We start from the raw sequence: 22,938 nt of genomic DNA on the forward strand, positions 1-22,938 counted from the left end.
CGGGGCATTGTCCCGTCACCCGGATTGCCGAAACCGAATTGCAAAGGCAATTCGGGGCAATCCGACCTCTCCCCGAGGGGAGAGGAGCTGGTCAGCGCCGGCGTCATCTCTTCTCCCCCACGGGGAGAAGGTGGCCGCGCAGCGGCCGGATGAGGGGGTCTGGCGCCAGCGCCTAACCCGAAACCGCCAGCGCCTTTTCTATCTGTGGTAGCAATAAATCCCGCGCCGACTCCGCCGTCAGCGGGCCGACATGCTTGTAGGCTATTCTGCCGTCCTTGCCGATGACGAAGGTCTCCGGCACGCCGTAAACACCCCAGTCGATCGCCGTACGGCCGGCTTCATCGACGCCGATCGCCTGGAACGGATTGCCGAGATCGCCGAGGAACCGGCGGGCATTTTCCGACCGGTCCTTGTAGTTCAGCGCCGTCATCACGAAGCGCTTGTCCTGCGACAGCGCCAACAGCACCGGGTGCTCTTCCCGGCACGGCGCGCACCATGACGCAAACACATTGACCAGCGTGACCTTGCCGGCAAACGCCCTGGAATCGAGCCCTGGCAGGTTTGACCCGTCCAGCGCCGGCAGATTGGTCGGCGGCGCCGGCAATCCGATCAGCGCCGACGGCACTTCCGAGACATCGCGGCCAGAAAGCAGTTGCGACAGGAACAGGCCGGCCAGGCCGAGAAAGACCAGCAGCGGCAACAGCACGAACAGGCGGCGACCGCGCGTCGGGGTTTCCGTCTCTGAACTCATTGCTTGGCGACCTTGTCGGAACGCCGGCGCACGCCGGCGGCTTCCAGTTCGGCGAGCTCGCGCTTGCGCGCCCGCTGGTCGAACAGGATCCAGCCGATCAGCCCAGCCAGCACGATCGCAGTGATGCCATAGGCGGCGGTGACATAAAGGGCGTGTGCGCTCATGCGGCAGGCCCCGCCGAAGCGCCGCTTTCCAGACGGATCCTGTCGCCCAATTCAAACATGCCTTCCCTTAGCCTCGCGCCACCGGCTTCGCAATCGGACGCCGCGTCGCGGCTCCAGGCTTGTGCGGCCACATCAATCTGTTCCATGCCGCAGCGCCAGCGCCGCCGAGACTGGGCCGAGCACCGCAAGAAACAACGTCAGCGCGGCAAGAATGAGGAAGGGCTGCAGGAAGGGATCGGGATTGGCCGTCGCGCCATAGCTCGCCGAAACGCCGAAGATCAGCACCGGAATGGTCAGCGGCAGCACCAGTACCGAGATCAACAGCCCGCCACGCGGCAGCGCCACTGCCACCGCGGCACCCGCGGCACCGATGAAGGTGATCGCCGGCGTGCCAACCAGAAGTGTGAGCGCGGTGGCGCCGATGGCCAGCGGCTCCATATTCATGAACAGGCCGAGCAGCGGCGCGGCGATGACCAGCGGCAGCACGCTGCCCGCCCAATGCGCCAGGCATTTGACCAGCACGGTCAGCGCCAGCATGTGCCGGTCATTGCCGAGCACCAGCAGATCGAGCGAGCCGTCCTCGCGATCGGCCTGGAACAGCCGGTCGAGGCCGAGCAGGCAGGACAGCAGCGCCCCGATCCACAGGATCGCCGGACCGATGCGCGAAAGCAGCTTGAGGTCGGGGCCGACGCCGAACGGAATGGTGGCGATGACGGCGAGGAAGAAGATGACGCCGGTCAACGCCCCGCCGCCGGCGCGGATGTTGAGACGGATGTCGCGGAGGAAGAGGGCTAGCATGATTCGAGATGTCTGCGCCCAGGCACCCCCCTCTGTCCTGCCGGACATCTCCCCCGCAAGGGGGGAGATTGGCAGTTCATACGCCTCGCCAGCCTTCGAACGTTGGAGATTGGCGAAGGCCGAGACAACATCTGATCTCCCCCCTTGCGGGGGAGATGTCCGGCAGGACAGAGGGGGGTGCCTCGCACCGTCATCAATCCGTTTCCCCCATCCTCAATTCCGTCGCCCCGTCCAACCCCAGCGGCAAATGCGTCGCCGCGACAATCATCCCACCCCCAGCACAATGCTTCGTCATCAGCCCCGCAAACCGCGCCTCCGAAGCCTTGTCCAGTCCCGCTGTCGGCTCATCGAGCAGCCATAGCGGCCTATGGCTGACCAAAAGCTTCGCGATCGCCGCGCGCCGCCTTTGCCCGGTCGAGAGATACCCAAACGGCAGATGACCAATGCCATCAAGCCCAACCGTCTCCAGCGCCTCATCGACGCTCGAATCGCCACCGCCATTGAAATCGCGCCAGAAGCGCAAATTTTCCGTCACGCTGAGCGCCGGCTTCATCGCGTTCTGGTGACCAAGGTAGTGACAGGCCGAGGCAACAGACGGAAACGCCTCGCCACCGCCTTCGAGCAGCAACCGGCCCTCCGCCACCGGCAGCAGCCCGGCAATGATCCTCAATAGGGTCGATTTGCCGGATCCGTTCGGCCCGGTGACGACCAGCGCCTGGCCCTGACCGAGCGCAAAACCGATGCCGGAAAAAACCGGCTCGCCGCCGCGTTCGCCGCCCAGATTTTCGGCGATAAGCCGCATCCCTCGCCTGCCCTGAAAACAATGTTTCGCGAGCGCTGCCGCATCGCACAAATTTGCTCTCCGACTGTCTAGAACTATTCCAGAAAATTCTCTATATGCGGGTCATCCGTGCCAGCGGTCGGCACGGGAAGAAGAATTTGCGCCGAACCAGCGCACGCGCCGCCTTGAACGGCTCGGGTTGCTTGGGAACGGACAGCGGAAATGGCCGTACCCGCACCTTTGCGCGTGATTGCATGCCATCGGCGTCCGTTCCCTTTCAGGCTGAACAGACAAGGACGGACCGCACGTGTCAAAATCCCTCGATAGTTTCAATTGCCGTCGCACGCTGACCGCGGGCGGCACCGAATATGCCTATTTCGACCTCATCGAGGCCGAGAAGAACGGCCTCACCGGCATCGCCCAGCTGCCCTATTCGATGAAGGTGCTGCTGGAAAACCTGCTGCGCAACGAGGACGGCCGCTCCGTCACCAAGGAATCGATCCAGGCGGTCGCCGGCTGGCTCACCGACAAGGGCACCGCCGGCGTCGAGATCGCCTATCGCCCGGCCCGCGTGCTGATGCAGGATTTCACCGGCGTTCCGGCCGTGGTCGATCTCGCCGCCATGCGTGACGCCATGGCCTCGCTCGGCGGTGATCCGCAGAAGATCAACCCGCTGGTTCCCGTCGACCTCGTCATCGACCACTCCGTCATCGTCGACGAGTTCGGCACGCCGATGGCCTTTGCCCGCAATGTCGAGCTCGAATATGAGCGCAACGAGGAGCGCTACAAGTTCCTCAAATGGGGCCAGCAGGCGTTCCGCAACTTCCGCGTCGTGCCGCCCGGCACCGGCATCTGCCACCAGGTCAACCTCGAATATCTCGGCCAGGTCGTGTGGACCAACAGCGAGGACGGCGAAACCACGGCCTATCCCGACACCTGCGTCGGCACCGATTCGCACACCACCATGATCAACGGCCTTGGCGTGCTCGGCTGGGGCGTCGGCGGCATCGAGGCCGAGGCGGCCATGCTCGGCCAGCCGGTCTCCATGCTTTTGCCCGAAGTCATCGGCTTCCGCCTCACCGGCAAGCTCAAGGAAGGCGTCACCGCCACCGACCTCGTGCTCACCGTCACCCAGATGCTGCGCAAGAAGGGCGTCGTCGGCAAGTTCGTCGAATTCTTCGGCCCGGGCCTGTCCAACATGACGCTGGCCGACCGTGCCACCATCGGCAACATGGCGCCCGAATATGGCGCCACCTGCGGCTTCTTCCCGGTTGATAGCGAGACCATCCGCTACCTCACAATGTCCGGCCGCAGCGAGGATCGCATCGCGCTGGTCGAGGCCTATTCCAAGGCGCAAGGCCTGTGGCGCGACACCGGCTCCGCCGACCCGGTCTTCACTGATCTGCTCGAGCTTGAGCTTGGTAGCGTCGTGCCGTCGATGGCCGGCCCCAAGCGCCCCGAAGGCCGTGTCGCGCTGGAAGGCATTCCGGAAGGCTTCGCCAAGGCGATGGAGACCGAATACAAGAAGGCAGCCGAAATCCACAAGCGTTATGCCGTCGAAGGCACCGACCATGACCTCGGCCATGGCGACGTCGTCATCGCCGCCATCACCTCGTGCACCAACACCTCGAACCCGAGCGTGCTGATCGGCGCCGGCCTGTTGGCCCGCAACGCCAACCGCCTCGGCCTCAAGCAGAAGCCGTGGGTGAAGACCTCTCTCGCCCCCGGCAGCCAGGTGGTTGCCGAATATCTCGAAAAATCCGGCCTGCAGAAGGAGCTCGACCAGATCGGCTTCAACCTGGTCGGCTTCGGCTGCACCACCTGCATCGGCAATTCCGGCCCGCTGCCGGCGCCGATCTCGAAAACCATCAACGACAAGGGCCTGATCGCTGCCGCGGTGCTTTCCGGCAACCGCAACTTCGAAGGCCGCGTCTCGCCCGACGTGCAGGCCAACTACCTGGCGTCGCCGCCCCTGGTCGTAGCCCATGCGCTGGCCGGGACCGTCACCAAGGACCTCACCACCGAACCGCTCGGCGAGGACAAGAACGGCAATCCGGTCTACCTCAAGGACATCTGGCCGAGCTCGGCCGAGATCCAGGAGTTCATCGAGAAGAACGTCACCCGCGAGCTGTTCGCCCGCAAATATGCCGACGTCTTCAAGGGTGACGAGCACTGGCAGAAGGTGCAGGCGCCGGAAGGCCAGACCTATGCCTGGGACGACAACTCGACCTATGTGCAGAACCCGCCCTATTTCGCCGGCATGACCGCCGGTTTCGGCAAGATCGGCGACATCAAGGGCGCGCGCGTGCTGGGACTCTTCGGCGACAAGATCACCACCGACCACATCTCGCCGGCGGGTTCGATCAAGGCCGCCTCGCCGGCCGGCAAATACCTCACCGACCACGGCGTCGGCGTTGCCGACTTCAACCAGTACGGCACGCGGCGCGGCAACCATGAGGTGATGATGCGCGGCACCTTCGCCAACATCCGCATCCGCAACCACATGCTGGGCGAGAACGGCCGCGAGGGCGGCTACACCATCCACTATCCGTCGAAGGAAGAGGAATCGATCTACGACGCCGCGATGGAGTACAAGAAGGAAGGCGTGCCGCTGGTCATCTTCGCCGGTGTCGAATACGGCAACGGCTCGTCGCGCGACTGGGCAGCCAAGGGCACCAACCTGCTTGGCGTCCGCGCCGTCATCGCCCAGTCCTTCGAGCGCATCCATCGCTCGAACCTGGTCGGCATGGGCGTCATCCCCTTCGTCTTCGAGGACGGCACCTCATGGGCCTCGCTCAACCTCAGGGGTGACGAACTGGTCGAGATCGACGGGCTGAGCAGCATCAAGCCGCGCCAGACGATGACCGCCAAGGTCACCTATGGCGACGGCACGGTGAAGAACGTGCCGATCATCTGCCGCATCGATACGCTGGACGAGCTCGACTACTTCAAGAACGGCGGCATCTTGCAATACGTGCTGCGCGATCTGGCAGCGTAGGTAAGGGAATAAGGCAGTAGGGCAGTAAGGGAGTAGGGCAAGGAAGCAGACACCCTACTGCCCTACTGCCCTACTGCCCTACTGCCCTACCGCCCTACTGCCTACTGCCTACTTTCGGCGCTCCAAATCGCGCCGTCGCCGCCAGCAGCACCCCCAACATCAGCCCGTTGAAGATGTGCCACAGGAAGTGCGTGCCGAGCGGAAAGCTGCCGCAGACCATCGGGTCGATCATGCGGCAGATGACGGACACCACGAAGATCGCCGACCCCGCCAGATTGTACAAGCCGGCCCGGTTGCCGCTTGCCGTCACCCAAATGCCGAAGAAGGCGAGCGCCAGGAACGGCGGCAGGTAGCCCGTCGTGCCGTTCGACGCCTGGCGCAGCCAGTCCGGCACGGCGAAGGTTATGGCGCCGGCCACCGGATAGAAGACGACGAAGACCGCAATCGCCTTGCCCCAGTCCATGCCGAGGAAGCGGCGCAGATTGAACAGCGTGTAAGCGAGCGTGAAGCCGGCGATCGGCAGGATATCGACCCAGATCGTGCCCTTGGTGGCAAAGGTATGGAAGATCGTCGAGCCGATGCCGATCGCCACGACCCACCAGGCCAGCACCTCGGCGAAGGTGCCGGCCTTGCATCGCCGTACTTCCCGCACACCCCACAATCCCGCGACAATGAAAGCAAGGTTGGTCAAAGCATTTGTCGGCTCAGCCCAAAGTCCAGGGCCGGTCCGCTCGCAATAGAGATCGACGGGGGTCAGGAGAGTTTGCCACATGGTGATGATGCCGTCCCCGAATCGAAACACGTCGTGAAATGCAATGTCTCTCCTATTGCGGCCTTACCTCCAACTGCAATGGCAAAATTTCACCTCAACGTGACTTCCCGTTGACTTCCGCTTCTGCCACATATTTCAGACAATCAGAACAAAGCCGGCGCCACCGGCGGGAATTGGAATGGTCATGGCCTGGCGAAGATCACTTTGGCTGGCAGCCTTTGCGCTGGCCTTCTCGGCTTCTGCCGGTGCCGGCCATGCGGGCGAGGCCGAACGAATCCAGGCCGACAAGCCCCAGCAGGACAAACCGCTCGGGGTGGTCGAACTGTTCACCAGCCAGGGCTGCAGTTCCTGTCCGCCGGCCGATGCCTTCTTCGCCGAACTTGCCACCAAGGAAGACATCGTCGCGCTCTCCTATCACGTCGACTACTGGGACTATCTCGGCTGGAAGGACACGCTGAGCCGCAAGGAAAACACCGAGCGGCAATATGACTACATGCGCTCCTTCGGCAGCCGCTCCGTCTATACGCCACAGGCGGTTCTCAATGGCCGCGTGCACGTCAACGGCGCCAATCGCGGCGAGGTTGACGGCGCACTCGCCCGCATGGCGAGATCCGGCGAAGGCATGCACGTGCCCGTCAAGGTCAGCCGCACCAGCGACCGCGTCATCATTGACGCCGGCGATGCCGGCACCGGTCCGAGCGACGCCCATGTCGTCATCGTCTATTTCGAGCAGCCACAGACGGTCAAGATCGCCCAGGGCGAGAACTCCGGCCGCAAGATGACCTACTGGAACGCGGTCACCGGCATCCAGACCGCCGGCATGTGGCACGGCAAGGCGCAGCGCTATGAATTGCCGATGAGCGAGATCACCAAGAAGGGCGGCTGCGCCGTGCTTTTGCAGTCGGTCGGCAAGGACGGCATGCCGGGTCCCATTCTCGGCGCCGCGTTTATTCACAAGCCTTGATTGGCTCTCTCCCTTCTCCCCTTGTGGGGTGAGAAGCGGTCCGCGTAGCGGACGAAAAGCCAATTGCTTGGCTTTTCGAGCTTCGAACGCCCTGAGCCTGCGAAGGGCCGGTAGTGGCCAATCCACCTGCCGGGTCCCCGCTGCTTCGCAGCGTCCCGGCGTTCGCTGGCCTTTCATCGTGCCACTGGCACGATGAATTCGCTACGCGAACCGGCTGCTCACCCCACAAGGGGAGAAGGAAGGCCTAGCGCATCAGCCCATGAAAAAACCGACGTCAGCTTGCTTCTGACGTCGGTCATTTAGGTTTTGGGATCGTCGCACCCGATTCTTCCGAGGAAAAACCGAGGTTGGTTCGATCCGACGCAGACCCGTGGGCGGGGGGCTTGGGGTTTACGAGCCGGTGCCGGACCGAACCGTCTCAGGCAACACCGGTAAATTCGTCGGACATTGGGGCATGAGCGCGGATAAAAAAAGGCAGAAATGTGGCGAAGCATCACCAATTCCAACATGCGGTTTGCAAACGTGACTGGACGTGACGGAAAAGGCGCGCCGCCGCCACCGCTTCGCCGGCTCTTGCAATTGCAGCGCGAAGAGGCCAATTTTGGTTGGCAAAGATTCATTTGAAGGATCGAGGCATGACTGACGACAGCGGCGGGACGGGGGATGGTGACGCATCCGCAATATTGATCCCGCTGCACGAGGCGCGAAGAGAGCGCCTCGACCAGCCGGTACGCTTCGAACGGCGTGAACTGGACCAGATCCTGAGACTCTACGGACGCATGGTCGCCGCCAATGAATGGCGTGACTATGCCATCGATCATCTCACCGACAGAGCGGTGTTTTCCGTCTTCCGCCGTGCCAGCGAAGTGCCGCTGTTCCAGATCGTCAAGGATCCGAAACTGGCGCGCAAGCAAGGCGCCTTCGCCGTCATCGCCGCCGGCGGCCGCATCCTCAAACGCGGCCAGGAACTCGGCCGCGTGCTTGGCGTGTTCGACAGCAAGCTCAGGGTTGTGGAGGCTTGAGCTACGGAATTGGAGAACTGAGGAATTGAGGAAAATGGCACTCGGCGTCTGATGTAAGCGCCGGTTTTTGTTCTTCAATTCCCAAATTCTTCAATTCCTCAGTTCAATTCCCCCCGAAACTTCCGCTCCGGCAGAGAAGCCGGATCCGGGGGCAACGTCGCCCCGCGGTTCAGCGACAGCTGCATGAACACCGTGTCCAGCCAGCGCCCGTGCTTGTAGCCGGAGCCTTCGAGCCGGCCCGAATGGCGAAAGCCGAGCTTTTCGTGCAGCCTGACCGAGGCGCTGTCGGCATGGCCGTCGCCGATCACCGCGATGATCTGGCGGAAACCCGCCGCCTCGGCCGCCGCGATCAGGCTCTGCATCAGCTGGAGGCCGACACCCTGGCCCTTGGCTTCAGGCGCGACATAGACCGAATCCTCGATGACGAAGCGATAGGCCGGGCGTGGCCGGAAGGCGCCGGCATAGGCATAGCCGAGCACGGCGCCGTCCTTTTCCGCCACCAGATAGGGAAAGCCGCCGGCCGTGAGCGTGTCGAATCGCGTGCCCATCTCGGCACGGCTTGGCGGCTCCAGTTCATAGCTCGCCGTTCCATGTGTCACTGCATCGGCGTAGATTTCGGTGATGGTGTCGAGGTCGGCCGCGCTGGCCGGCCGAATCACAATATTGCTCATTTTTTATGCAGGCCTTCTGTCTGCCTCCGATAACAGCAAACACCGGGGCAAAAGAAAAGGGCGGCCGTTGGGCCGCCCTTTCCAAAACCTATGGTCCAGTCAGACCATGATGCGAAGCCTTAGCGGCGGTCGCCCATGAACTGCAGCAGGAACATGAACAGGTTGATGAAGTCGAGATAGAGCCTCAGCGCGCCCATGATGGCCTTGCGGCCGGCGACATCGGAAGCATCGCCCTCGAAATACATCTCCTTGATCTTCTGCGTGTCGTAGGCGGTGAGGCCGGCGAAAACCAGCACGCCGATCGCCGATACGGCAAAGGACAGCGCCGACGACTGCAGGAAGATGTTGATCACCGACGCGATGATGATGCCGAACACGCCCATGATCAGGAACGAACCCATCGCCGTCAGGTCGCGCTTGGTCGTGTAACCGAACAGCGACAGCGCGCCGAAGGCGGCGGCGGTGGCGAAGAAGGTCTGCGAGATGCTGGCCGTCGTGTAGACCAGGAAGATCGACGACAGCGACAGGCCGACGAGGCCGGCATAGACCCAGAACGTCGTCTGCGCGGCAGCGACGCTCATCGACTGAATCCTGAACGACAGGAAGAACACGGCGGCCAGCGGCGCCAGCATCACCACCCAGCGCAGCGGCGACCCGAAGATCGCATAGCCGAAGGACGTCAGCATCTCGCCGCTCGGCAGCGTTGCGACAGCCGAGGCCGGATCGGTGGTGGTGGCCAGCATGATCGTGCCGACGGCGGCAAGGCCGGTGATGAGGAGGCCAAGCCCCATCAAATTGTAGACCTTGATCATATAGGCGCGCAGACCCTGATCGATGTCGGCGCGGACGCCGGGCACCGCCGACGTCTGATAGTTGCGAATGGGATCAGCCATTGGAATCCTCTATTGCTTCTGCCCCGTCCGGTGTCGGGCCTCTTGCGGACCCAGGCGCCGCTGGCGGGACTCCAGCATGCCTGTGGCGAAATATGATGGTTATTCGCGTCAAGAACAAGACCGTAACCGGATGTAACGGTTCGTGAGAGGCCGAAAGGCCGATTCGCGGGCTTTCCAACCGGCATCCTTACCAAGATTTAATCCGGAATGGCCGCTCTGGCCCCGAAATTACAGCTCGCGCAGCACCGGCGCTGCCTTTTGACCGAGCGCCCGCCAGGTGCCGGCAAGGCCGATGCCGACGGTAATGACCAGCGAAAACAGGATGGTCGCCACCGCCACCTCCGGCATGAAATGCGACGGCAGTGTCATGATGCGGGCGACAATGTACCAAGCCGCGATGCCGCCGGCGGCCAGTGCGAAGAGTGCGGTGGCCAGTCCGATCAGCATGTACTCGAGAGAAAACGCCGTGATCAGCGTTCTCCTGGTGGCGCCGAGCGTCTTCAGCACCACCGCGTCATGGATGCGCGCCCGGTTGCCGGCGGCCAGCGCACCGGCCAGCACCAGCACCGAGGCGATCAGCGCCACGCCGGCCGCCGCCCGGATCGCCGTGCCGAGCTGGCCGACCAGCCGGTTGACGACATCGAGCGCATCCTTGACGCGCACTGTCGTCACCGCCGGGAAGGCGCGGGTGACGGCATTGAGAATGCGCGCGTCGTCGGCCGTCGTCGCGCTCTTCTCGGTCAGCGTCGCCATCCAGCCATGTGGCGCACCCGCGAATGTGTTGGGCGAGAACACCATGACGAAATTGATGCCCATCGTTTCCCATTGAACCTGGCGGAAATTGGCGATCCTCGCCGTCACATTCCGGCCAAGCACATTGACGGTGACGGTGTCGCCGAGCTTCAGCCCGATCTGCTTGCCCTCTTGCGCCGAGAACGAAACCAGCGGCTCGCCGGCATAAGTGTCCGGCCACCATTTGCCCTCGGTCAGCGTCGCATTTGCCGGTTGCTTGGCATCATAGGTCAGGCCGCGATCGCCTTTCAACACCCAGGCGCCTTCGGCCGGCACCTTGACCTTGTCGACATCGACGCCGTTGAGCGCCATCACCCGGCCGCGCAGCATCGGCACCTTGGCCAGCGTGCCCTGTGGTGCCTCCTTGCCGATCAAAGCGGAGAACGCGTCGACATCGCTGCCCTGGATGTCGACGAAGAAGAAGTTCGGCGCCCGCTCCGGCAGGCTGCCGGAGATCTGCTGCCTGAGATTGCCGTCGATCAGCGCCAGCGTCACCAGCAGCGTCAGCCCGAGCCCCAGCGACAGCACCACCGATGGCGTCAAGGCGCCCGGGCGATGGATATTGCCGACGGCGAGCCTGAGCGCCACGAAGCGCACGCGCGGGCTCTTCCTTGCCGCCCATTGCACCAGTGCGCCAACCAGACGCAGCACCAGGAAGGCGAAAATGGTGGCGCCGACGAAGATCGAGGCGATGCGCTGGTCGCCCGAGAACAGGATGGCGAGCGCCGCCAACAGCAGCGCGATGCCAATGGCCGAGGCGACATAGATCGGACGCGGCAAGCCACGGCCTTCCAGACCCATTTCGCGGAACAGCGCAGTCGCCGGCACATCGCGGGCGCGGCCAAGCGGCAGCAGCGCGAAGGCCAGCGTCACCAGCAGCCCGAACAGCGCCGCCATCCCGAGCGCACCGGGATAGAAGCCGCCCTCCGCCGGCACCGGGATGACGGACTGCAGCGCGGCACTCGCGGCAAACGGCATCAGCGCGCCAAGCACCAGGCCGAGCACGATGCCGAGTGCGGCGATGATCAGGATCTGCACGAGATAGACGGCAAAGACGAAGCCGCCGGAAGCGCCGAGGCTCTTGAAGGTGGCGATGACGCCGCGCTTGCCGTCGAGATAGGCGCGCACCGCGTTGGCGACGCCGACGCCGCCGACCACCAGCGCCGTCAGCCCGACCAGCGTCAGGAACTGCGAGAAGCGCTCGATGTTGGAGGACAGTGCCGGTGCCGCATTGCTGCGTGTGCGGATCGACCAGCCGGCCTCGGGAAAATCTTTCGCTGCCTGGTCCTGGATGGCCTTCAGCCGCGCCTCGTCGGCGTCGGCGGGCAGCCGGATCTTGTAGGCATTTTCGACCAGGCTACCCGGCTGCACCAGCCCGCTGGCGGCCAGGCCTTCGGTCGAGATCATCAGCCTTGGCGCGAAACCGAAACCGTCGGACACGGCATCCGGCTCGGTGACCAGCCTGGCGCGCAATTCGAAAGTGGCGGTGCCGAGCTTCAGCCGGTCGCCGAGCTTGAGATGCAGCCGTTCGAACAACAGATCGGGCGCCGCCGCGCCGAAGACGCCAAATTCTTCGCCGAACAGTTCCTGCTTCGACAGCTTCGGTTCGGTTTCCAACGCGCCATAGAGCGGATAGGCGTCATCGACCGCCTTGGCCTCGACCAGCGCCTGGTCCGAACCATCGGCCAGGCGCGCCATCGAGCGCATGCTGGCGGTGCGCGAAACGGTGCCGAGCCCATCGAGGAAGCCGCGCTCCGCCTGGCTGGCATCGCGCTGGTTGATCTGGAAGCGCAGATCGCCGCCGAGCAGCGTCTGGCCCTGATCGGCGACGCCGGCGCTGATCGAACGGGCAACCGAATTGACGCCGCCGATCGCGGCGACGCCGAGCGCGATGCAGGCGAGGAAGATCAGGAAGCCGGACAGGCCGCCACGCATCTCGCGCAGCGAGAAGCGGACGGCAAGCTTCAGCGTCTGCGCCAACGGCATCAGGCAGTAACCTTGACCGGCGCCGGCGCTTCGATCCGGCCGGAGCGCATCGAGACCTGTCGCGAACAGCGTGCCGCAAGTGCAGGATCATGGGTGACCAGCACCAGCGTCATGCCGCGCTCGGCCGCCTCGGCGAACAGGAGGTCGGCGACCTGCCGCCCCGTCGCCTGGTCGAGATTGCCGGTCGGCTCGTCGGCGATGAGAATGCGCGGCGACGGCGCCAGCGCCCGGGCGATCGCCACGCGCTGCTGTTCACCGCCGGAGAGTTCGCCGGGATAATGGGTGACGCGGTCGGAGAGGCCCACCGCCGCCAGTTCGCGTGCCGCCACAGAAAAGGGATCGGCATGGCCGGCCAGTTCCAGCGGCACCGCGACATTTTCAAGCGCCGTCATGTTGGGGATGAGATGGAAGGATTGGAACACGATGCCAATGTTTCGGCCACGAAACGAAGCAATCTGATCCTCGCTTTTGCCGTTGAGCAGCTCGCCAGCGATTCGTACCGTACCCGAATCGACCCTTTCCAGGCCTGCCAGCACCATCAGCAAGGTCGACTTGCCGGATCCAGACGGCCCGACGATGCCGGTCGCCTCGCCGCGCGCCACCTCGAGGCTGACGCCTTTCAGCACATGGACGGACGAAGCGCCCTCGCCGAGCGTCAGCGATACGTCTTTCAGCGCGATGACGGCTTCTGTCAAAATGAAAGTGTCCTATATGGAACGTGAAGGCTCTGCTTGCCGGAAGCAGTCGCCCGGAAGAATATTTTTGTCATATGGGGCCTGCCGCATGTCTTTCAAACGCCAGATAGCCGCATGCTTGATCCTTTTCCTCGCCGTTTGCGGCGCCATTTCGTCGGCGCGGGCCGAGCCATTCAAGATCGTCGGCTTCGGTGACAGCCTGATGGCGGGCTTCGGCCTCGGGCCGGGCGAGGGTTTTACCGACAAGCTCCAGGCAGCTTTGCGCGCCAAAGGCCATGACGTGACCGTCGCCAATGCCGGCGTTTCCGGTGACACCACCAGCGGCGGCCTGGCGCGGCTCGACTGGTCGGTGCCGGACGGAACCCAGCTGGTCATCCTCGAACTCGGCGCCAACGACATGCTGCGCGGCGTCTCGCCTGATATCCCCCGGAAGAACCTCGACGAGATGCTGGGTAAGCTCAAACAGCGCAATATCGCGGTGCTGCTGGCCGGCATGCGCGCCGCGCCCAATCTTGGCGCCGACTACCAGACCACCTTCGACGCCATCTTTCCGGACCTGGCCGCGAAGTACGGCGTCCCACTCTATCCGTTCTTCCTCGACGACGTCGCCGGCCAGCCTGGCCTGCAGCTCGAGGATGGTCTGCATCCGAATGCCAGAGGTGTCGACGTGATGGTCGAGCGCATTCTGCCCACCGTCGAGAAGGCCATGGCGGCGGTGCCCGGAGGCAGATGAGGCCGATCTTGGCCTGTTTCCGTTGGGGAAACTTTTTGCGACACCTGTGACCAACAAACCTCTTGCCCCGTTTGACTATCGATGATTCGCTAGGGATGACAGTTCGATTCGAGGAAGGGAGGCTCATCATGCCGCGTCTTTTCACCGCCCTCGAAATTCCGCGTGACGCCGCCCTTTCGCTGTCCCTGCTGCGGGGCGGCCTGCCCGGCGCCCGCTGGATCGACGTCGAAAACTACCATTTGACGCTGCGCTTCATCGGTGATGTCCCCGGTCATGTCGCCGATGAGATCGCCAACGCGCTCGACCGGGTTCAACGCCCCTCCTTCTCGCTGACGCTGTCCGGTGTCGGCGCTTTCGGCCAGAAGAAGCCGCATGCTGTATGGGCCGGCGCCTCCGCTTCGCCCGATCTCGCCGCCCTTCAGGGCGAAATCGAACGCATCTGCCAGCGGCTCGGCATCCCAGCCGACCCGCGCAAGTTCATGCCGCATGTGACGCTGGCGCGGCTGCGCAATTCGACCCCGCTGGACGTCGCGCAATATCTGTCGGCGCGCGGCAATTTCTCAACGCTGCCGTTCCGCATCGGCCGCTTCGTCCTGATGTCGTCGCGCGATTCGGTCGGTGGCGGTCCCTACATCGTCGAGGAAGCCTGGCCGCTGTCAGGCACCGATGCGCGTGCCGCCAGCCGCGTCGCCAGCGCCTCCGACGCCTCGCGGATCATGCGGTAGACTTCGGCAAAGGCCTCCGCCCCGTCATAGTAGGGATCCGGCACGTCGCGCGCCTGTCCGTGCGCGAACTCCAGGAACAACTGCACCCGGTCGCGCGCAGCCGCCGGCGCCAGTGCCTTGAGATCGGCGACATTCGAGCCGTCCATGCCGAGGATCAGGTCGAAACGGGAGAAATCCTGCGGCGTGACCTTGCGTGCCCGCTGTCCGGAAATGTCGATGCCGTGACGCAAGGCAATCGCGATCGAGCGTGGATCAGGCGCCGAGCCGACCTCCCAGGCGCTGGTGGCGGCTGAATCGAGCTGGATATCCCGGCCCCCGCCATGCTCTGCCCAGACGGCGCGAAAGACGCCCTCGGCCAGCGGCGACCGGCAGATGTTGCCGAGGCAAACGAAGAGAATGGAATTTATGGGCTTTATGCTCATTCGATATGCGCCGTTTGTGCATTTGGAACCCTAAAACCGCAAAGCACTTCTGGACGACTTGCATTATGGTGAGGGTCAAATTCGAGATAGCACGGGAAATCATCATGACGAGAGAAAAACTCAGCAAGGACGCCATCACCGCTGCCCTTGCGGAACTCGGCGACTGGTCGCTGGCCATGGACGGCGCCTCGATCAAGCGCAGCTTCGTCTTCAAGAATTTTTCCGAAGCCTTCGCCTTCATGACCCGCGTCGCGCTGGCAGCCGAGAAGATGGACCATCACCCCGACTGGTCAAACGTCTACAAGACCGTGGACGTGACGCTGAACACCCATGACGCTGGCGGCGTCACGGCGCTCGACATAGCGCTGGCAAAGAAGATGAACGGGTATTTCGGCGGCTGAATGTACGCTTGGCCGCAAGCGTCGATCCCAAATCGGCGCCCGCATCTTGTAGCCGGGTTCAGCTTTCACCACATTTTCCCTCGCGAGGCGTGCGCCAGGATGCGCATGAGACCCGCAAGGAGTGATTGATGGCGCAGCAACCCGGTTTTGATTTCTTTGGCTTTGGCGACAAGCTCGGCGGCGAAAGCGAAGTGCGCGAAAAATTCTGGCGCACGGCCAAGAAGGCCGCGCGGCAGATTCCGTTCATGGAAGACGTGGTCGCCGCTTACTACTGCGCCATGGACAAGAACACACCGATGCGCGCCAAGGGCATATTGGTGGCCGCGCTCGGCTATTTCGTCCTGCCCTTTGACCTCATCCCCGACTTCATTTTCGGGCTCGGCTTCACCGACGACATCGCCGTGCTGACCGCCGCGATCACCGCCGTCAGCGCCCACATCACGCCGGCGCATCGCCAGGCCGCCAAGGACGCCATCGCCGACAAGGGCTGAGCGCCTTCAGCCGGCACGTGTCCCCTGGATCCCAGGCCTTCAGCGGCCGGCGAAAAAGTCAAACTCTTGCCGCTTTCGTGGCCTCCAAGTCGCCGAAGGGACGTCGCGCCGACCGCTGACAAGGCGGCGGCGCGGAAATGGCGGCGGTTTCCTGGGGTGAGCGTCCTTTTGTTGAGGGAAATTCACCGTTTGGTAACCCAGATTAAATCAAAATGAAGCGACGGCAGGACGCCAAGCGGCCCGCCTCCGCACCATTTGGAATACGGGAAAGACGATGCGCGGATTGATAGCACTAGTTTCGAGTCTGGTCCTGGTGGCCTCGGCAGCGCCTGTTCTGGCGCAGCAGGCGACCAAGATCGGCCAGCACAATGCCTGGGGCACCTACAGCTACCAGGCATCGGGCGGCAAGGTCTGCTACGTGCTCACCGTGCCGACCGACAAGCAGCCGCCGACGCTCGACCATGGCGACATGTTCTTCTTCGTCAGCCAGCGGCCGGGACAGCAGGTGTCTTACGAGCCGCAGTTCATTGCCGGCTACACCTTCCAGGAAGGCTCCAAGGCCACCGTCACCATCGACAAGAAGTCCTTCTCGATGTTCACGAAAGGCAAGTCGGCCTGGGTCGAGAACGCCGCCGAGGAACCGGTGCTGATCGCCGCCATGAAGACCGGCACCGACATGAAGGTGACGGCCAAGTCCGGCCGCGGCAATCCCACCTCCTATGTCTTCTCCCTGAAAGGCATTTCGGCGGCGCTGACATCGATCGCCAAGTGCAAGTGAGCACAAGCCGTATTTGAACCGAAGGCCGGGCCACGATCCCGGCCTTTTGCTTTTCAGCCATGGCCCGGCTCTGGTTCCGCCTCCGCCCGCCGCCGCCGGATCGCCTCGGCGATGAAGACGCGCGACAGCGCGTGATAGAGCGGCTCGTGCGAGATCAGCCGCGCCGTGCCATAGCCCAGCATCGACGCCAGCATCAGTGCAATGACATTGTCGTGATTGCCGGTCATCTCCAGGATGATGACAAAGGCCGTCATCGGCGCCTGCACGACGCCGGCGAAATAGCCGGCCATGCCGAGCAGCGCTGCAGCACCGGTGCTGGCGCCCAGCAGCAGGCCGAGCGAGCTGCCGATGCCGGCACCGACCGCCAGCGATGGCGCGAAGATGCCGCCGGGAATGCCCGAAACCATCGACAGCAGCCCGGCGAGGAACTTTTCGGCAAAGAAGAACCATGGCAGCGGTGTGCCTTCGACGGCGCCGCGCGCCTGCGCATAGCCGGTGCCGAAAGTCAGTCCGCCCGAGGCGATGCCGATCACCGCCACGGCAAGCCCACAGACAGCGGCCACCAGCAGTGCGCGCGCCAAGGGCTGCTGCGTGTGCCAGCGCCGGATCCGCCGCGTTGTCTTCAGCGCCAGCAGCGAGAACAGCGCACCGAGGCCGCCGCCAATGACGCCGCAGCCAAGCACCAGCGGCCAGTCGGCGGCGAACGAGATCGTCTCCTTCGAGACGCCGAAATAGGTGTAGTTGCCGAGCAGGCCGAGCGAAGCGAGGCCGGCCAGGATCACCGCCGTCAGCACCAGCCCGTTGGTACGCGCCTCATAGGTGCGGCCCATCTCCTCGATGGCAAAGACGATCCCAGCCAGCGGCGTGTTGAACGCGGCCGCAATGCCGGCCGCCGAACCGGCCAGGATCAGACCGCGCGCCTGCGCCATGCCGCCCCAGCGCGCCGCCTGCAGCATCAGCGAGGCGCCGACCTGCACGGTCGGGCCTTCGCGGCCGATCGAAGCGCCGCAGAACAGGCCGACGACGGTGAGTGCAATCTTCCCGACCACCAGCTTGAGCGACAGGATGTGACTGCGATCGTCGTCGTCGCGCAGATGCCGAGCGGCGATCGCCTGCGGAATGCCGCTGCCTTGCGAGCCGGGGAAAAAAGCATGGGCGAGCCAGGCGCACAGCACGAAACCCAGCGGCGTAACAATGAGCGGCAGGTAGAAACGCCGGTCGCCGCCGTTTCCTGTCATCAAGTGGAACAGCGCCTGCGCCTTGTCGGCCAGCACCGCAAACAGCACGCTGATCACACCGATGCCAACCGCGCCGGCCCAGAACACCAGCCGCGGCTGCCACACGCGCCGTGAACCCAGCATGGAGCGCGAACGCCGCAGCATGGGGTATTTTCGCGATGTGCCGGCCATGTCTGTTCTCGGAGGGGGGTGGTTCGGCCTAGCGCCGCATGACTCTCACGTCAACCTGTGCTATGCGCCGCGCTTCATATCAGGCGCGATGGATGAAATCGGCCGTAAACCGCTTATATCAGTGCAACCATGACCCTTTCCTTCGACCTCACCACTGAGGGTGCCCGTGACGCGTTGCGCGCCCGCGCCGCGCCCGAAAAGCCGTCGCTGATCGGCCTGACGCGTGTCGAGCTCGCAGAGGCGCTCGTCGCGTCCGGTATCGTGCCGGAACGCCAGGCAAAGATGCGCGCCCAGCAACTCTGGCACTGGATGTATGTGCGCGGCGTCTCCGACTTCCCAGGCATGCTCAATATCTCCAAGGACCTGCGCGCCGAACTCGACAAGCACTTCACCGTCGCCCGGCCCGAGATCGTCGAGGAACAGATTTCTTCCGACGGCACCCGCAAATGGCTGTTCCGCTTCCCGCCGCGCGGCGCCGGCCGGCCGGTCGAGATCGAAACCGTCTATATCCCAGAGGAAGGCCGCGGCACGCTCTGCATCTCCTCGCAGGTCGGCTGCACGCTGACCTGCTCGTTCTGCCACACCGGCACGCAGAAGCTGGTGCGCAATTTGACCGCTGAGGAAATCCTGGCGCAATTGCTCACCGCGCGCGACCGGCTCGGCGACTTCCCCGACCGCGACACGCCGGACGGCGCCATCGTGCCGGCCGAGGGCCGCAAAGTGTCGAACATCGTCATGATGGGCATGGGCGAGCCGCTCTACAATTTCGAGGCGGTGAAGAAGGCGCTGCTGATCGCTTCCGACGGCGACGGGCTTTCCCTGTCGAAGCGCCGCATCACGCTGTCGACTTCCGGCGTCGTGCCGGAAATCTTCCGCACCGGCGAGGAGATCGGCGTCATGCTGGCGATCTCGCTGCATGCCACCAATGACGATCTGCGCGACCTGCTGGTGCCGATCAACAAGAAGTATCCGCTGAAAGAGCTGATTGCTGCCTGCCGCGCCTATCCCGGCCTGTCGAACGCCAAGCGCATCACCTTCGAATATGTGATGCTGAAGGACGTCAACGATTCCATCGAGGACGCCAAGGGCCTGATAAAGCTGCTCAAGGGCATTCCGGCCAAGATCAACCTGATCCCGTTCAACCCGTGGCCGGGCACCAACTACCAGTGCTCGGACTGGGAGACGATCGAGAAATTCGCCGATTACATCAACAATGCCGGCTATGCCTCGCCGATCCGCACGCCGCGCGGCCGCGACATCCTCGCCGCCTGCGGTCAGCTGAAGTCGGACTCCGAGCGCATGCGCAAGGTCGACCGGCTGGCGCTGGAAGCCATGATGATCGCGGGGCACGGCGAGGCGTGAGCCGTCTCGTCGCCTGGTCGCAGCGCTTCGTTATCATAGCAGTCGGCTATATCGCCGCTGTGCTGACCTCAATCCTGGTGCCTGTGCTGCTGATCACCCTTCTCGAAGGAATCGAGTATGGCAACTGGTCCCTGGTCTTCACCTTCGACTGGCTGGGCTCCTTTCCGCTCGCCGTGTTGACCGTGGCGATCTGCGCGCTGCTGATCGTCGGCCCTGCCATCGTTCTCGCTGAATGGCGGTCGCTGCAAGGATGGTTCTACTTCGCAGCCACGGGCGCGATCACCTCCACCGCCTTTGGTGTCTTGGTCCCGGGCTCGGCGGGAGGGTTTGTTTTCAATCCGGGCTTTCTTGGTTTTCTGGCTACGGCCGGCACCGCCGCCGGTTGGGTCTACTGGCTTCTGGCCGGGCGCGGGTCCGGTCAGCTCAAACAGCGGGATGCGGGATGACCCGCTTCGTCTCCTACCTCGTCCGCTTTGCCATGATCCTGTTCGGCTATGCCGTCGCCTCGCTGGCGGCGAGCGCCTTCCTCAACATCCTGTTCCTGGCCTCGCTCGGCTATACGCCTGATCACACGCACCCGACGGCAACGGCTTCGCTGTATTTCTCGATCCCCTTCGTCGCTTTGTTCGTCGCCTATTTCGCCTTCCTGCCGGCGGCAGTCGTCATCCTGGTTGCCGAAATCCTCGGCCGGCGTGACTGGCTGTACTATGCGCTGGCGGGTGCGGTGGTGGCGGCCGTCTTCCTCGGCCTGGTCGACCATGCCCAAGAGTCCACCTTCGCGGTCACCGAAACCAGCGCCATCATGGCGGTGATCGGCGGCGGCATGGTCGGCGGCATCTTCTACTGGCTGAGCGCCGGTCGCTGGGCCGGAAGCTGGTGGAAGGACGGAAACGCCCCTATTTCGCCTGGGCCGTCAGGATCTTGAGCGCGAAGGCCGAGAACACGCCGGCGAAGAGATAGTCGACCACTCGCGTGACGCGCGGGCTGGCCTTCATCGCCGCCGAGAATTTCTCCGCCGCCAGCACCATCGGCACTGTTACCGGGATCGACAGCACGATGAACATGGCGCCGAGGAAGAACAGCTTTCCCGGTGCGTGCGGATCATGGGCGGAGACGAACTGCGGCAGGAAGGTCATGAAGAACAGGATGATCTTCGGGTTGAGCAAATTGACGCCAAGCCCCGCCGCCCAGCTGCGCAACAGCGAGATCTGCGGTCCCGTCTTCTTTTCGGGCGAAAAGGCCGAGCCCTTGGCGATGGCCTGCCAGGCCAGGAAGACGAGATAGCCGGCGCCAAAAATCTTCAGCACGAAGAAGGCCATCGGCGAGGCGACGATCAGCGCCGAGACACCGACCACCACCAGCGTGGTGTGGATCAGCGTGCCGCACAGCGCGCCGGCCATCGAGGCAAAGCCGGTGGCACGCCCCTGGCTCAGCGTACGCGAGACGAACAAGGTCATGTCAGGCCCAGGCGTGATCGCCAGGATGACCGTGGCTATGGCGAACTGGATCAGCGTAGTGGTGTCGGGAATGAAGGACATGGGCGGTTCCTGTGTTGGCGGACCCGACCATTCTGACATTCCGATCGCTCGTCAATATCCCGAGATTTCTTCCGGCTTCTGATAACGACAGTGCCACCAGACAAGGAATTGGGCCGCGAATTTACCTTCAGGTAATTCCACTATACACTTTTTCTTGGGTGCCTGGGGGAATCAATATGAAAAGCAGATGGAAGAGATGTATAATCGCGGCTTTCTTGATCTTGCCGTTCTATCTAATCCTGTTGTCGAAGGCCTTCGATTCCGATCCGGACGTCAATTATCACTCGATATGCAACACACTGAAGAGCGTCGACCGTGCTCCTCTTTCAGCATACATACAGCACAGAGACGAATGTACCGGTGAAAAGAGGGATAGGTGTTTCGGTGTCGGCAACGATGGATGGGATACCAGTCGCATGGATGCCTTGCCAGATGATGGCAGACTTGAGCCGCAGCCTTTCGAATATGCCACACTCGAGTATAGTACCAGCGGCCCGGAGGCCGGCAAGCTCCTAGATTGCCAGCAGGCCGATGCGATTGTCGACGAGCTTCATAGACTCGTGGCGGAGGGGCCGGTCATGCTGGTTATCTTCGCGCACGGTTGGCATCACAACGCCAGGGAAGACAGCACCAGGATCAGGTTGGGCGGCGACCGGCCCTACAACCAGGATGGCAACCTGCTGGCTTTCAAACATGTTCTCGCCAAGACCAAATACGAACTCGGCGAACAGCAAGGCGAACAGAAGGTCGAACAGAAAGAAGTCCGGAAGGTTTTTGGTATCTACATCGGCTGGAATGGCGGGCCGGATTCCAACTACCTGAATGCAGGCAAGATTGGCAGCGCAGCAGATGCTATCGGCAATTCAGATAGTTTCGCAGCCGACATGAAGCGCATCAACGATGCGGTCAACCCACCACATGGCGTCGTAACGCCTGTGTTGGTCATCGGCCATTCGTTCGGCGGCAGGCTGCTATCGCGATACATGTTGAAGCAGGCCAAGCTGGCACACGGCCCGGTTCAGCCGTTTGGTCCCAGGAGCCTGGTGGCAACCATCAATCCGGCGATCGGCGCGGATGCCTTCGACGACTTCATGCAGGCCCATTATCCCAACGGTTCCAAACTGCCCTATTGGATCAACGTCACATCAAGCGACGATTGGGCCACTGATTTGGGCTTTCCGATAGGGGCATCCATTGGCCGGATGCTTGGCCTGGAGATCGGCATCACCGACAAGATTTTCCCAAAAAGCGCATTCAGATCAATTGGACACTACGCGCCGTATCTTACCCACACGCTCGAAATGCCTTGGGTCCCATCTGGAGAAGCGTGTCCAGACGGGGGCGCATGTTTCAAGGTCGGCAAGTGTTTTATTTCAGACACGGAGAAGCCGGATTTCCCTTTTGCCGACAAATATCCGAGGCAGACGCAATGGTACCAGATTGATGCCGGAAAGCAGGAAAAAAATGTACAGCTATTTTATCTCAGCCCTGAAACCCAGTGTGATTCTCAATTCTACCTATCGAAATTAGCTCGTGTAGGACCTCCGGAGAGATATGCCTCCGCGCCAGGCTGGATGTGGAACGTGCATACCAACGAGGAAGGCATCGATGCACCCGGCAAGGGAAACAGCAACGATTGTCGCAATGATCTAAGCGACAGCTGCCAGTACGGATGTAGCCCTGACACCAAGGTCACAGCAGCCGTCCACAACGCGTTCGTGCAGACCCGTTTCGTACGCATGTTCCTCGAACTTGTCCTGGCCAAGTCGGGGACGTGACGCGTTCGAACGGG

Annotated in this window: 25 protein-coding genes; 12 read left to right on the forward strand and 13 right to left on the reverse strand. The window is 63.1% G+C overall.

From position 1 onward, the window contains the following. Positions 1–172: 172 nt before the first annotated feature. From AC1DX4_RS33495 to ccmA, 5 genes are all read right to left on the reverse strand, one after another. Positions 173–751, reverse strand: a complete 579-nt coding sequence (locus AC1DX4_RS33495; RefSeq protein ID WP_477224397.1) for a DsbE family thiol:disulfide interchange protein — start codon at positions 749–751, stop codon at positions 173–175. Continuing rightward, positions 748–915, reverse strand: a complete 168-nt coding sequence (gene ccmD, locus AC1DX4_RS33500; RefSeq protein WP_477224398.1) for a heme exporter protein CcmD — start codon at positions 913–915, stop codon at positions 748–750. Before ccmD ends, AC1DX4_RS33495 begins: the two co-directional genes overlap by 4 nt. Beyond that, the gene (locus AC1DX4_RS33505) at positions 912–1,061 is read right to left on the reverse strand and encodes a hypothetical protein (RefSeq protein ID WP_477224399.1); all 150 of its coding nucleotides are present in this window, start codon (positions 1,059–1,061) and stop codon (positions 912–914) included. The genes ccmD and AC1DX4_RS33505 overlap by 4 nt, the downstream gene beginning before the upstream one ends. Further along, positions 1,048–1,713, reverse strand: a complete 666-nt coding sequence (gene ccmB / locus AC1DX4_RS33510; RefSeq protein WP_477224400.1) for a heme exporter protein CcmB — start codon at positions 1,711–1,713, stop codon at positions 1,048–1,050. The genes AC1DX4_RS33505 and ccmB overlap by 14 nt, the downstream gene beginning before the upstream one ends. 193 nt (positions 1,714–1,906) lie before the next feature. Continuing rightward, positions 1,907–2,515, reverse strand: a complete 609-nt coding sequence (gene ccmA / locus AC1DX4_RS33515) for a heme ABC exporter ATP-binding protein CcmA (RefSeq protein WP_477224401.1) — start codon at positions 2,513–2,515, stop codon at positions 1,907–1,909. Positions 2,516–2,801: 286 nt separating this feature from the next. Here ccmA and acnA point away from each other — a divergent pair, with 286 nt between their 5' ends. Further along, on the forward strand, positions 2,802–5,492 hold the full coding sequence (acnA, locus tag AC1DX4_RS33520) for an aconitate hydratase AcnA (protein WP_477224402.1): 2,691 nt from the start codon (positions 2,802–2,804) through the stop codon (positions 5,490–5,492). Positions 5,493–5,586: 94 nt separating this feature from the next. On the opposite strand, the gene AC1DX4_RS33525 is transcribed toward acnA, so the two are convergent. Continuing rightward, a complete protein-coding gene (locus AC1DX4_RS33525) occupies positions 5,587–6,264 on the reverse strand; it encodes a ceramidase domain-containing protein (protein ID WP_477224403.1) in 678 nt (225 codons plus the stop codon). Between the two features lie 178 nt (positions 6,265–6,442). On the opposite strand from AC1DX4_RS33525, the gene AC1DX4_RS33530 reads away from it, so the two are divergent. Further along, a complete protein-coding gene (locus tag AC1DX4_RS33530) occupies positions 6,443–7,228 on the forward strand; it encodes a DUF1223 domain-containing protein (protein ID WP_477224404.1) in 786 nt (261 codons plus the stop codon). A 635-nt stretch (positions 7,229–7,863) separates the two neighbouring features. Beyond that, a complete protein-coding gene (locus tag AC1DX4_RS33535; protein ID WP_477224405.1) occupies positions 7,864–8,250 on the forward strand; it encodes a DUF2794 domain-containing protein in 387 nt (128 codons plus the stop codon). Between the two features lie 98 nt (positions 8,251–8,348). Here the strand turns inward: AC1DX4_RS33535 and AC1DX4_RS33540 are convergent, their stop codons facing one another. The 4 genes from AC1DX4_RS33540 to AC1DX4_RS33555 all read right to left on the reverse strand — a co-directional run bounded on the left by AC1DX4_RS33540 (position 8,349) and on the right by AC1DX4_RS33555 (position 13,287). After that, on the reverse strand, positions 8,349–8,921 hold the full coding sequence (locus AC1DX4_RS33540; protein ID WP_477224406.1) for an N-acetyltransferase family protein: 573 nt from the start codon (positions 8,919–8,921) through the stop codon (positions 8,349–8,351). A gap of 119 nt (positions 8,922–9,040) precedes the next feature. Then, a complete protein-coding gene (locus AC1DX4_RS33545; RefSeq protein WP_477224407.1) occupies positions 9,041–9,814 on the reverse strand; it encodes a Bax inhibitor-1/YccA family protein in 774 nt (257 codons plus the stop codon). A 228-nt stretch (positions 9,815–10,042) separates the two neighbouring features. After that, complete coding sequence (locus tag AC1DX4_RS33550; protein WP_477224408.1) at positions 10,043–12,592, reverse strand: ABC transporter permease; 2,550 nt, start codon at positions 12,590–12,592, stop codon at positions 10,043–10,045. Continuing rightward, on the reverse strand, positions 12,592–13,287 hold the full coding sequence (locus AC1DX4_RS33555; protein WP_477224409.1) for an ABC transporter ATP-binding protein: 696 nt from the start codon (positions 13,285–13,287) through the stop codon (positions 12,592–12,594). The genes AC1DX4_RS33550 and AC1DX4_RS33555 overlap by 1 nt, the downstream gene beginning before the upstream one ends. An 88-nt stretch (positions 13,288–13,375) precedes the next feature. Here AC1DX4_RS33555 and AC1DX4_RS33560 point away from each other — a divergent pair, with 88 nt between their 5' ends. Further along, positions 13,376–14,020 (forward strand): arylesterase, encoded by a 645-nt coding sequence (locus tag AC1DX4_RS33560; protein ID WP_477224410.1) that lies wholly within the window; start codon positions 13,376–13,378, stop codon positions 14,018–14,020. A 128-nt stretch (positions 14,021–14,148) separates the two neighbouring features. After that, the gene (gene thpR / locus AC1DX4_RS33565; RefSeq protein ID WP_477224411.1) at positions 14,149–14,745 is read left to right on the forward strand and encodes an RNA 2',3'-cyclic phosphodiesterase; all 597 of its coding nucleotides are present in this window, start codon (positions 14,149–14,151) and stop codon (positions 14,743–14,745) included. Here the strand turns inward: thpR and AC1DX4_RS33570 are convergent. Further along, positions 14,649–15,167, reverse strand: a complete 519-nt coding sequence (locus AC1DX4_RS33570) for a low molecular weight protein-tyrosine-phosphatase (RefSeq protein WP_477224412.1) — start codon at positions 15,165–15,167, stop codon at positions 14,649–14,651. The two genes, thpR and AC1DX4_RS33570, sit on opposite strands and share 97 nt — an antisense overlap. Before the next feature lie 104 nt (positions 15,168–15,271). On the opposite strand from AC1DX4_RS33570, the gene AC1DX4_RS33575 reads away from it, so the two are divergent. The 3 genes from AC1DX4_RS33575 to AC1DX4_RS33585 all read left to right on the forward strand — a co-directional run bounded on the left by AC1DX4_RS33575 (position 15,272) and on the right by AC1DX4_RS33585 (position 16,837). Continuing rightward, on the forward strand, positions 15,272–15,568 hold the full coding sequence (locus tag AC1DX4_RS33575) for a 4a-hydroxytetrahydrobiopterin dehydratase (RefSeq protein ID WP_477224413.1): 297 nt from the start codon (positions 15,272–15,274) through the stop codon (positions 15,566–15,568). Between the two features lie 128 nt (positions 15,569–15,696). After that, positions 15,697–16,059 carry a YkvA family protein gene (locus AC1DX4_RS33580; protein ID WP_095202663.1) on the forward strand — a complete coding sequence of 121 codons (363 nt, stop codon included), beginning with the start codon at positions 15,697–15,699 and terminating at the stop codon, positions 16,057–16,059. Positions 16,060–16,333: 274 nt separating this feature from the next. Further along, positions 16,334–16,837 (forward strand): invasion associated locus B family protein, encoded by a 504-nt coding sequence (locus tag AC1DX4_RS33585; protein WP_475455703.1) that lies wholly within the window; start codon positions 16,334–16,336, stop codon positions 16,835–16,837. 53 nt (positions 16,838–16,890) lie between these two features. On the opposite strand, the gene AC1DX4_RS33590 is transcribed toward AC1DX4_RS33585, so the two are convergent. After that, complete coding sequence (locus tag AC1DX4_RS33590) at positions 16,891–18,246, reverse strand: chloride channel protein (protein WP_477224414.1); 1,356 nt, start codon at positions 18,244–18,246, stop codon at positions 16,891–16,893. 129 nt (positions 18,247–18,375) lie between these two features. Between AC1DX4_RS33590 and rlmN the strand changes: the two genes are divergently transcribed. Genes rlmN through AC1DX4_RS33605 form a run of 3 tightly spaced genes read left to right on the forward strand, consistent with a single transcriptional unit; the run spans position 18,376 to position 20,533 of the window. Further along, entirely contained in the window at positions 18,376–19,608 is a 1,233-nt protein-coding gene (gene rlmN / locus AC1DX4_RS33595; protein WP_477224415.1) for a dual-specificity RNA methyltransferase RlmN, read from the forward strand. Further along, positions 19,605–20,054 carry a hypothetical protein gene (locus AC1DX4_RS33600; RefSeq protein WP_477224416.1) on the forward strand — a complete coding sequence of 150 codons (450 nt, stop codon included), beginning with the start codon at positions 19,605–19,607 and terminating at the stop codon, positions 20,052–20,054. The genes rlmN and AC1DX4_RS33600 overlap by 4 nt, the downstream gene beginning before the upstream one ends. Further along, positions 20,051–20,533, forward strand: a complete 483-nt coding sequence (locus AC1DX4_RS33605; protein WP_477224417.1) for a hypothetical protein — start codon at positions 20,051–20,053, stop codon at positions 20,531–20,533. Before AC1DX4_RS33600 ends, AC1DX4_RS33605 begins: the two co-directional genes overlap by 4 nt. Here AC1DX4_RS33605 and AC1DX4_RS33610 read toward each other — a convergent pair. After that, positions 20,505–21,146: a LysE family translocator gene (locus AC1DX4_RS33610; RefSeq protein WP_477224418.1), complete on the reverse strand. Its 642-nt coding sequence runs from the start codon at positions 21,144–21,146 to the stop codon at positions 20,505–20,507. The genes AC1DX4_RS33605 and AC1DX4_RS33610 overlap by 29 nt on opposite strands. Positions 21,147–21,562: 416 nt before the next feature. Between AC1DX4_RS33610 and AC1DX4_RS33615 the strand changes: the two genes are divergently transcribed. Next, on the forward strand, positions 21,563–22,924 hold the full coding sequence (locus AC1DX4_RS33615) for a hypothetical protein (protein WP_477224419.1): 1,362 nt from the start codon (positions 21,563–21,565) through the stop codon (positions 22,922–22,924). Positions 22,925–22,938: the final 14 nt, after the last annotated feature.

Source organism: Mesorhizobium sp. P3_A8, assembly GCF_056402995.1.